The sequence below is a fragment of the Microvirga sp. 2MCAF35 genome, assembly GCF_052115545.1.
Lineage (GTDB): Bacteria > Pseudomonadota > Alphaproteobacteria > Rhizobiales > Beijerinckiaceae > Microvirga.
In genome coordinates this window covers 1-10000 of record NZ_JBFRGW010000046.1, presented here as the reverse complement: position 1 = coordinate 10000, position 10000 = coordinate 1, and the positions used below count along the sequence as shown (strand labels likewise).

Below are 10000 nucleotides of genomic sequence, written 5' to 3'. Positions count from 1 at the left end.
ATTCGATCCCGAGATGCGCTTCCGCCCCTTGCCTCAGGCGACCGCCTGGCTCGTCGCGGGCCTACTGCTGACGCTCTCGTCCTTTCACTATTACACGGCCGGTTTCGGGCTCCTGCGGGAGGCCACCCATCGCGGCATCCACATGGCCTTCGTACTGGGCCTGATCTTCCTCGTCTTCGCCGCCTTCAAGAGCGGCCAGGAGCGAATCGCTCCCTCGTCCTGGTGGCGGCCGGGCAGCATTTCCCTGATCGACTGGGCCCTGGCCATCGCGGCCGTGGTGTCCAGCCTCTATGTGCCGTGGATCTTCAACGAATTGGCCTTCCGGGTCGGCAATCCATCCCCGACGGACGTGCTCATGGGGACGATCCTGATCGTTGTCCTGCTGGAGGCGACCCGCCGCTCCGTGGGCTGGCCGCTGCCGGTCATCGCCATCGGGGTGATGCTCTATGCGCATTTCGGCCCTTCAATGCCGGGCATTCTCCAGCATCCCGGCGCCTCGTGGTCGAACATCGTCAACCACCTCTATCTCACGAGCCAGGGCATCTATGGCATCGCCCTGGGCGTCGTTGCCACGTACGTCTTCCATTACGTGCTCTTCGGCGTTCTGGCGACCCGGGTCGGGCTCGGCAAGCTCTTCATCGATCTCGCCACCTGCGTGGCAGGCCGCTTTGCGGGCGGCCCGGCCAAGGTCTCGATCTTCGGCTCCGCCCTGTTCGGCATGATCTCGGGCTCCTCCATCGCCAACACGGTGACGGTCGGCTCGCTGACGATCCCGGCGATGATCCGCATCGGCTATAAGCGCCATTTCGCGGCGGCGGTGGAATCGGCGGCCTCGACCGGCGGGCAGATCACGCCGCCGATCATGGGCGCGGCCGCGTTCCTGATGGTCGAATTCCTCAACGTTTCCTATCGGACCGTCATCCTGGCGGCTCTCGTGCCGGCATGCATGCATTTCTTCGGCGTGTTCATGCAGGTCCATCTCGAAGCCAAGCGGGCCGGGTTGAAGGGCCTGCCCGCCGAGGAGCTGCCGAAGGCCGCCAAGGTGCTTCGGGAAGGGTGGCAGACGATCATGCCGCTTGCCGTTCTGCTGATCGTCCTGTTCTCCGGCTTCACGCCATACCTTGCCGCCTTCTGGGGCATCACGGCCTGCCTGGTGGTGGGAGCCTCGCGAGTCCCGGCCATCACCCTCGGCTTCCTGGCCGCCATCGTTATCGCCATCGCCACCGGCATGCTCACGCAACTGGTCTTCTCGGTTCCGCTTCTCGGCCTGGTCCTGGCGCTTCTCGTCTATACGTTTCTTAAGAGCGACGCCGGCAAGGCGCTCGTGCTCGACCTCGTCGATGCCTTCGTGGTCGGCGCGAAATATGCCATCGGCGTGGGGGCCGCGGCCGCCACGGTCGGCATCATCGTGGGCATCGTCACCCTCACCGGGGTCGGCTTCAAGATCTCCTTCATCGTCACGTCCTTCGCCGCTCAGGTGGCCCAGGTCTTCACCGATCTCGTGCCGGCGGGCCTTGCCGACATGAAGTCCATGACCCTCTTCTTCACCCTGGTGATGACGGCGGTCGTCTGCATTCTGCTGGGATGCGGCGTGCCCACGACAGCCAACTACATCATCATGGTCACCGTCGCGGCTCCGGCTCTGGGGCTTCTCGGGGTCCAGCCGCTCGTCGCGCATTTCTTCGTATTCTATTACGGGGTGCTCGCCGACATCACGCCGCCTGTGGCGCTCGCGGCCTATGCGGGTGCCAGCATGGCGGGCGCCGATCCGTTCAAGACGGGCAACACGGCGTTCCGCCTGGGATTGGGCAAGGCGCTCGTACCGTTCGTCTTCGTTTACGGTCCGGCCATGCTCATCGTCACGCCCGAGTTCACATGGCCGAGCTTCCTCTTCGTCACGGCAGGGGCCGTCATCGGCATCATCTTCCTGTCGGCGGCCTTTGCCGGCTACGGGCTGACGCAGATGCGCGCCTGGGAGCGCTGGCTCATCGGCCTCGCGGCCCTGCCGATCATCGCGCCGGATGTGCAGATGACGCTGATCGGACTGGGAATGGCCGTTCCCGTGGTCGTGTCGCAGGTCTTGCGGGCACGCGGTGCCATGGTGCCGAGCCCCGCCTGACGCGCCGGAGAGAACCTGAACTATTCGGCGGTCCTTCCGTTGTTCATTGCTGATGGAACAACGGGAGGTCCACATGGTCGACTACAGGAAGCTTCTGGATGCGTTCGTCGGAGCCATCGGGCGTCCCGATCTCCGCAACCCGGGCTCACCAACCCAGGGAAGCGTCGGTCAGCAGGCCGAGAGGAGCGTGACGCAGATCACCGGCCAGACGCCGGATCAGCTCCTGCAGAAGGCCAAGGATTTTGCCTCCCAGCATCCCGGGCTGACGCAGACCGCTCTGGTCGGCCTGGCGGGCCTTCTGTTCAAGGGGCGTAAGAACGGCAAGCTGACCGGCAATCTGGTCAAGCTCGGCGGCCTCGCGGTGATCGGGGGATTGGCCTACAAGGCCTACCAGAACCAGCAGGCTGCCAGGGGCGCGGCCGGAGGCGAAGCCAATGCGCCCGCCGCTCCGGCGGCCGGACCCGATGAGGCTGTCGCCCAATCGGCGCTGAGCCTGCCGGAGACATCCCGGTTCCATCCGGTTTCTCAGACCGAGGACGATGCGCTCCTGTTCCTGCGCACCATGGTAGCGGCAGCGGCCTCCGACGGACAAATCGACCAGGCCGAGCGGGCCCGGATCGTCGAGGGACTGACCGAAGCCGGCATCGATCCGGACGCGAGCCGCTGGCTGGAAACCGAGATGGCATCGCCCGCCGACGTGGAGGAACTGGCCGCCGGCGTCAACGATCCGGACAAGGCCGCCCAGGTCTACGCGGCCGCCCGCCTCGCCATCGATCCCGACACGATGCAGGAGCGCGAGTTCCTCCACCAGCTGGCCGAGGCGCTCGACCTCGACCCAGCCATCCGTTCGCAGATCGACGATACGGCCGAGGGCTTGAGCTGAGTTTGAGGCAACCACCGGCACGTAGGCTTACGCCGTCATGGCCGGCCTCGTGCCGGTGATGACGATCGGAAAGGCGCGGCCCTTCAAGCAATCGAGATGGCCGGCACAAGGTCGGCCATGACGTGAAGGGTTTACCCAGTTGAAGTGCCCTGTCTCCCGACGGGCAGAGCCTGATGTCAAAGCGGCGAGACCCGTCCCAGCGGCTTGATGCTCTGGTACTTGATGGTGGTCTGCGTGCCGGGTTTTTCCTCGTAGCGTTTGGCCAGAACGAAGCCGAGGTCGGGCGAGTAGAGATCGATGTGCTCGGATGTCGTCTTGCCGTCCCCATTGAGGAAGCGGTTGCGCACCACCAGGACATTGTAGGAGCAGGAGCCGAGCTGGAGCTGCTCCTGACCTGTCACGGTCAATTCCAGGGAAATCAGAGCTCCCACCTTACCGGGCTGAGAGGGGGCATAGGTCAGGGCCCGACGGGCCTTCAATTCCAATGGGAAGACGGAGCGGATGTCGGACACGGGAATGTTGATGCTCCGTGCGGTGTCGTCGAAACGACTGATCGGGAAGAACCCTCGATAATAGATCACGTCCTGCTTCTTGCCGCCGGGATATGCGTTCAGCACATGGACGAAATGATCGGACGCGGGACGAACCTCCGCAATCGTTCCCTGACGCTCCAGAACGAAACCCAGCTTCGCGGTCTGGGCTGTTGGGCAGTCGTCGGCGCACGCCGGAGAGGCAAGCAGAGTCATCAGGGCGATAGGATAGAGATATCGAAACATGGGAGGGCCGATCGGCGTTATCTCAGGAAGAAGAGAGTCGGGACGAATCCGACATAGTAAGTTTATAACAGTATCTTCGCGACGGTGGAAAGTGGATCTTCCTGATCATCGCAGGGCAGCTACTTTAGTCAGGGGATGGTTGATCTTGGCCCCGGTCCTGGATCAAATACCGCCACCGCATTTACGGATGCCCGAAAGGAAATGAAGAATGGCTGAGAGGCCTCACCGTCGCACCCCCGATCAGCTTCGCTCACGGCTTTGGTTCGACAATCCCGACAACCCGGGCATGACCGCGCTCTACCTGGAGCGCTATCTCAATTTCGGCCTCACCGGCAAAGAGTTGCAGGGCAAGAAGCCGATCATCGGCATCGCGCAGACGGGTTCCGATCTGTCTCCGTGCAATCGGCATCATCTCGAACTCGCCAAGCGCGTGCGCGACGGCATCACGGCTGCCGGCGGCGTGGCCTTCGAGTTCCCGTGCCATCCGATCCAGGAAACCGGCAAGCGTCCCACCGCCTGCCTCGACCGCAACCTGTCCTATCTCTCCCTGGTCGAGGTGCTCTACGGCTATCCGCTCGACGGCGTCGTGCTGCTCACCGGCTGCGACAAGACCATGCCGGCCTGTCTCATGGCGGCCGCGACCGTGAATATTCCGGCGATCTCGCTCAATGTCGGGCCCATGCTGAACGGCTGGCACCATGGCGAACGCACCGGCTCGGGCACCATCGTGTGGAAGGCGCGCGAACGTCACGCGGCAGGCGACATCGACTACCAGCAGTTCATCGACATCGTCGGCTCCTCCGCCCCATCCGTCGGCCACTGCAACACCATGGGCACCGCGTCCACGATGAACGCGCTGGCGGAGGCACTCGGCATGTCCCTGCCGGGCTCAGCGGCCATTCCCGCGCCCTATCGCGAGCGCGGCCAGATGGCCTACGAGACCGGCAGGCGCATCGTCGACATGGTGTGGGAGGACCTGAAGCCTTCCGACATCATGACGCGCGAAGCATTCGAGAACGCCATCGTGGCCAATGCGGCCATCGGCGGCTCGACCAACGCACCGATCCACATCAATGCGATTGCCAAGCATATCGGCGTGCCGCTCGACAACAGCGATTGGGAACGCATCGGTTTCGAGATCCCGCTGCTCGTGAACATGCAGCCCGCAGGCGAGTATCTCGGCGAGGAGTATTTCCGTGCCGGCGGCCTGCCGGCGGTCATGGCCGAACTGATCGGCGGCGGTAAGATTCACGAGAACGCGATCACCTGCACGGGCACCACCATCGGGGAGAACTGTAAGGGCAAGTTCACCTGGGATCACGACGTGATCCGCTCCTACGACAATCCGCTGAAGGAGAAGGCCGGCTTCCTGAACCTCAAGGGCACGCTGTTCGATTCCGCCATCATGAAGACGAGCGTGATCAGCCCGGAATTCCAGGAGCGCTACCTCAACAATCCGGAAGACCCGAACGCCTTTGAGGGCCCCGTGGTCGTGTTCGACGGACCGGAGGATTATCACCATCGCATCGACGATCCGTCGCTCCACATCGACGAGCACACGATCCTCATCATGCGTGGTGCGGGTCCGATCGGTTATCCCGGCGCGGCCGAGGTGGTGAACATGCAGCCGCCCGGCGCACTGATCAAACGCGGCGTTCTCTCGCTGCCCTGCATCGGTGATGGACGCCAGTCCGGCACCTCGGGCACACCGTCGATCCTCAACGCATCGCCGGAGGCCGCCATCGGCGGCGGTCTGGCGCTGCTGCAGACGGGCGATCGGATCCGCATCGACCTGAACCAGCGCAGCGCCGACATTCTCCTGTCGCCGGAAGAGATCGAGAAGCGCCGTGCCGATCTGGAGGCGCGGGGCGGCTATGCCTATCCGGCGAGCCAGACACCCTGGCAGGAGATCCAGCGCTCCATGGTCGATCAGCTCTCGGAGGGCATGACCCTCAAGCCGGCCGTGAAATACCAGAAGGTCGCCCAGACCTTCGGCGTGCCGCGCGACAATCACTGATCTGTCAATAAAGGAACGGGGGCTGTCATGAACAGACTTCACGGAAAGACAGCCCTCGTCACGGCGGCAGGGCAGGGGATCGGACGCGCCATCGCGGAAGCCTTTCTCCGCGAGGGCGCCAAGGTTTGGGCGACGGATCTCGACGTTGTCAAGCTGGAGGGATTCGACGGTGCCGAGAAGCGCAGGCTCGACGTGCTCTCGAGCGCCGATGTCGAGCACCTCGTCGTCGAGGCCGGAGGCTTCGACATTCTCGTCAATGCGGCGGGCTTCGTGCATCACGGCACGATTCTCGAATGCTCCGACAAGGATTGGGATCTTTCGTTCGACCTGAACGTGAGATCCATGCACCGGACCATCAAGGCCGTGCTGCCGGGCATGCTGGAGAAGGGCCGGGGCTCCATCGTCAATATCGCGTCCGGCGCTTCATCGGTGCGCGGCATCCCCAACCGTTACGTCTACGGCACCACCAAGGCGGCGGTGATCGGCCTGACCAAGGCTGTGGCGGCTGATTTCATCAAGCGCGGCGTCCGCGCCAACGCCATTTGCCCCGGCACGATCCAGTCGCCTTCGCTCGACGAGCGGATCGCCGCGCTGGCCGCAAGCTCGGGGCAAAGCCTCGACACCGTGCGCCAGGCCTTCATCGACCGCCAGCCGATGGGCCGGCTCGGAACGGCCGAGGAGGTTGCTGCGCTTGCGGTCTATCTCGCCTCGGATGAGGCCAGCTACACGACGGGTCACATCCATCTCGTCGATGGCGGGTTTGCGCTGTAAGCGGCGTTCCGGCGTCAGCTTGCAGGGGCTGGGCGAACAAGGGGGCAATAGCCGCCCGGTGCTCGAAAGCCATAACCGAAAGAAAAAAGGCAGGCTTGAAAGCCTGCCTTTTCAGTATATTGCGGTTTATGGAAGGCTGATGACTTCTTATCGATTATCGGCATTTACCCCCGCGCAACTCTGCAACTGGCGCGCTCTGCTTTTGCAATCCATGCCGCCGCTCCACGGTGCCTCCAATCCATCCTCAAGACCATGCTGAAGTCTCGGACGGCGCCGTTATACTGGCCGAAATAATAAAGTATTATTCCGCGAAGAAAATAAAATTCCAATGAATACGCAGTAGATACAGATGTTCTTGAGGCGTAAAAAGAAGATATTGAGAAATCTGCACCGAACACAAATTCGATAAGACTTGAAATAACTGGCTGTCGAATGCTTGTGATCGTGGTTGCCATCTGATGCCTCAAGCGAAAGTACTGATAACGTCTCTGAGAGAAAAGTACTCGTCTTGTTGTGTGACTTATTGAAGTCGTCCTTAATGTCTCACGTCGCTTCCCTAGCGGAAATCGGAAAAGCGCAGGTCTTGTCGGAATTGCGAAAAAAACGACTCCCTTGAGCCATCGAAGGGCGCATCCGGCGTCAACCCTCGATGCTCGATCAGGAAGACACCTGGGCGGCGAGAGCAGTGGCTTCCGTCGCACCGATCCTGGTTCTGCGGGTGATGACGTCCTCTGAGGTCGGCTAGAGCATCGTACGGAAAAGTGGACCCGGAAGGTCAAGTCCGACGCTCCAGTCATGCGCGTAGAGCCCACCTCTTCCCTGTAGGGGAGAGCAAAGGCCTATGACAGGCAAGTGCCATCACCTCTCCCCGGTATGGGGAGGAGGACCGCGCCAGTCTTCCCGCCGGTGGGAGCTCCCTCGGCGAGGCACCCTGCCGGACCTTGAGAGAGGCCTATTTCGAACGCCAGGGTGTCTCCGCCACGGGCGTCATCGGGCCTTTGCCGTCGAACCATGAGATCAGATTGTCGGCGACGAGCTTGCCCATGGCGTTTCGGGTGTGAACCGACGCGGAGGCGATGTGCGGCAGGAGCACCACGTGCTCCAGATCGATCAGTTCCTGCGGCACGCGCGGCTCGTCCTCATAGACGTCGAGGCCCGCGCTCAGGATCGTGCCCGACTTGAGGGCCTCGATGAGCGCCTGCTCGTCCACGACCGTGCCGCGAGCGACGTTGATCAGAACGCCATTGGGGCCCAAGGCCTTCAGGACCTCCGCATCGATGAGATGCTTCGTGGCGCTGCCGCCGGGCGTGATGACGATGAGCACGTCGCAAGCCTCCGCGAGGCCGGTCACCGTCGGATAGTAAGGATAGGCCACGTCGTCCTGCTGCGTGCGCCCGTGATACGCGATGCTCACATCGAAGCCGGAAAGCCGCCTCGCGATGGCCTTGCCGATCCGCCCCAGCCCGACGATGCCGATCTTCCTGTCGCGCAGGGTCGTCGACAGGGGGAAGGATGCCTTGAGCCATTTTCCGTCACGCAGGTAACGGTCGGCCTGCGGAATCTTTCTCAATGTTGCAAGAAGCAGGCCGAGAGTGAGATCGGCGACCTCGTCGTCGAGAACGCCCGGCGTGTTCGTGACGACGATGTTGCGCTTTGCTGCTTCCTCCGCATCCACATTGTCGTAGCCGACGCCGAAGCTCGATACGATCTCCGCATTCGGCAAGAGATCGAGGAGAGTGGAATCCACACGGCCGAAGAGCGTGCTGGTCGCGACGCCGCGGATGCGCGGCCCGAACTCCTTCAGGAACGCCTCCTTGTCGTTCTGCTCCCACAGGCGGTAGAGCGTGAAGGCCTTGTCGAGCGCGTCGATGACGATGGGCATCATCGGCGCGGTCATCAGGATGTCGGTTCGGCTCATGGCGTTTCCTATGGTCGTATCGGGTTAACGGGAACAGCGCGCGACGCCACCCCGGCGAAAGGCCTCGTCGATGGTTTTGGCCTCCTGCTGGAGCGCGGCCTTCACATCCTGCGGCAAGTCGAGCCAGTGACAGCCGCGCAGGGCGGCTTCCAGCGCATAAAGGGCATTGAGGCTCACCTGCCGGGGCTGCATGAATTTCAGCCGCCGGTAGGCTTCGACGGATCCGATGGAGCGGAGTTCGCCGACCGTGCGGATGCCTGCATCCGCTAGAGCATCGTGCGGAAAAGTGGACCCGGTTTTTCGCATCAACGATGCTCCAGCCAAGAGAAAAAGCATCGGATTCGATCCCAAAAGTGGATCCACTTTTGGGTCCGATGCTGCCTGCTCTGCGTCACGGGGCCGATCCCGGGCAGGGTGTCGATGGTGGCATCACTCACGAGGACGGCTCCGGTTTTCGAGACTTCACGCGCTCACGATAGAGCAAGTAGAGCCCCGATACGATGACGATGCCAGCCCCGACGAAGGTCCAAGTATCGGGCCAGTCGCCGAAAAGGACATAGCCCAGGATCAGCATCCAGACGATCTGGCTGTAGATGAAAGGCGACAGGATCGCGGCAGGCGCGCGGGCATGGGCGAGGACCAGAAGCCAATGGCCGAAGGCGCCGTAGAAGCCCGTCGTCGCCAGCAGAAACCACATGAGAGGCGAGGAGGGCGTGGACCACACCCACGGCAGGACCGGAGTCACGAAGACGATGCCGGCGACGCTGGAATAGAGGGTGGTCGTCGCAACGGAATCGCTCGAGGCGAGCATCCGCGTCACGATGGCGTAGAAGGCATAGGCCACCGAGCCGGTCAGCGACAGCAGGGCGGCGGGATGCATGGTGCCTAAGCCCGGTCGCGTGATCACGAGAATGCCGATGAAGCCGATTCCGATGGCGGACATGCGCTGCCAGCCGACGCGCTCTCCCAAAAGGGGACCAGCAAACAGCGCGACCAGCAGCGGCGTTGCGAAGATGATCGATTGGGTCTCGACCAGCTGCAGGTATTTCAGGGCGAAGAAGTTGCAGATCGTCGAGGCGAAGAGCAGGAACGAGCGCAGGAGCTGCAGCGGGAGACGGCGCGTCCTCAAGGCCCCGGGCTGAGTCCGCGGATTGATGACCAGGAAGGTGAGACACGCCGCCGAGACGTAGCGGGCCCAGACCGTCACCATCGGGTCGATGGAGCGGTTCACCCATTTGGCCGTCGCGTCGAGGCACGAAAAGCAGAACAGCGCCACGCACATGAGGGCGATGCCCGCGACGCGGCTCTGGTGCCACGCGGCGATCTTGGGCTGGGATTGGGTGACGGTATCGGCCATGCGGGGAATGCTAGGCTCAGGACTCGTTAATTGAGGTAGAAGGCGACGGCAGCCGCGATGCAAATGGCTGAGAAGAAGGTGTGGGCGCAGCGGTCGTAGCGGGTGGCGATCCGGCGCCAGTCCTTGAGCTTGGCGAACATGTTCTCAACCTTATGCCGC

Annotated in this window: 8 protein-coding genes and 1 pseudogene (1 of these 9 cut by a window edge); 4 read left to right on the top strand and 5 right to left on the bottom strand. The window is 62.8% G+C overall.

All coding sequences use genetic code 11. From position 1 onward, the window contains the following. Together AB4097_RS18555 and AB4097_RS18550 are read left to right on the top strand one after the other, a co-directional pair. Positions 1–2119 carry the 3' portion of a TRAP transporter permease gene (locus AB4097_RS18555; RefSeq protein WP_442042259.1) on the top strand. 53 nt of this gene lie to the left of the window's left edge, so 2119 of the gene's 2172 nt are visible here — the last part of the coding sequence; the start codon falls outside the window, past its left edge; it ends in the stop codon at positions 2117–2119. A gap of 73 nt (positions 2120–2192) precedes the next feature. Next, entirely contained in the window at positions 2193–3002 is an 810-nt protein-coding gene (locus AB4097_RS18550; protein ID WP_442042257.1) for a tellurite resistance TerB family protein, read from the top strand. A 176-nt stretch (positions 3003–3178) separates the two neighbouring features. On the opposite strand, the gene AB4097_RS18545 is transcribed toward AB4097_RS18550, so the two are convergent. Continuing rightward, positions 3179–3778 (bottom strand): hypothetical protein, encoded by a 600-nt coding sequence (locus AB4097_RS18545; protein WP_442042255.1) that lies wholly within the window; start codon positions 3776–3778, stop codon positions 3179–3181. Positions 3779–3986: 208 nt separating this feature from the next. Here AB4097_RS18545 and AB4097_RS18540 point away from each other — a divergent pair, with 208 nt between their 5' ends. Beyond that, positions 3987–5795: an IlvD/Edd family dehydratase gene (locus AB4097_RS18540; RefSeq protein WP_442042253.1), complete on the top strand. Its 1809-nt coding sequence runs from the start codon at positions 3987–3989 to the stop codon at positions 5793–5795. Between the two features lie 27 nt (positions 5796–5822). Beyond that, on the top strand, positions 5823–6566 hold the full coding sequence (locus tag AB4097_RS18535; protein ID WP_442042252.1) for an SDR family oxidoreductase: 744 nt from the start codon (positions 5823–5825) through the stop codon (positions 6564–6566). A gap of 952 nt (positions 6567–7518) precedes the next feature. Here AB4097_RS18535 and AB4097_RS18530 read toward each other — a convergent pair. From AB4097_RS18530 to AB4097_RS18515, 4 genes and pseudogenes are all read right to left on the bottom strand, one after another. Further along, entirely contained in the window at positions 7519–8484 is a 966-nt protein-coding gene (locus AB4097_RS18530) for a 2-hydroxyacid dehydrogenase (RefSeq protein ID WP_442042251.1), read from the bottom strand. Between the two features lie 24 nt (positions 8485–8508). Then, positions 8509–8790, bottom strand: a complete 282-nt coding sequence (locus AB4097_RS18525) for a TfoX/Sxy family DNA transformation protein (protein WP_442042249.1) — start codon at positions 8788–8790, stop codon at positions 8509–8511. Positions 8791–8917: 127 nt separating this feature from the next. Further along, entirely contained in the window at positions 8918–9841 is a 924-nt protein-coding gene (locus AB4097_RS18520) for a DMT family transporter (RefSeq protein ID WP_442042247.1), read from the bottom strand. A 26-nt stretch (positions 9842–9867) separates the two neighbouring features. Continuing rightward, a pseudogene (locus tag AB4097_RS18515) lies at positions 9868–10000 on the bottom strand (IS5/IS1182 family transposase); the annotation flags it as partial.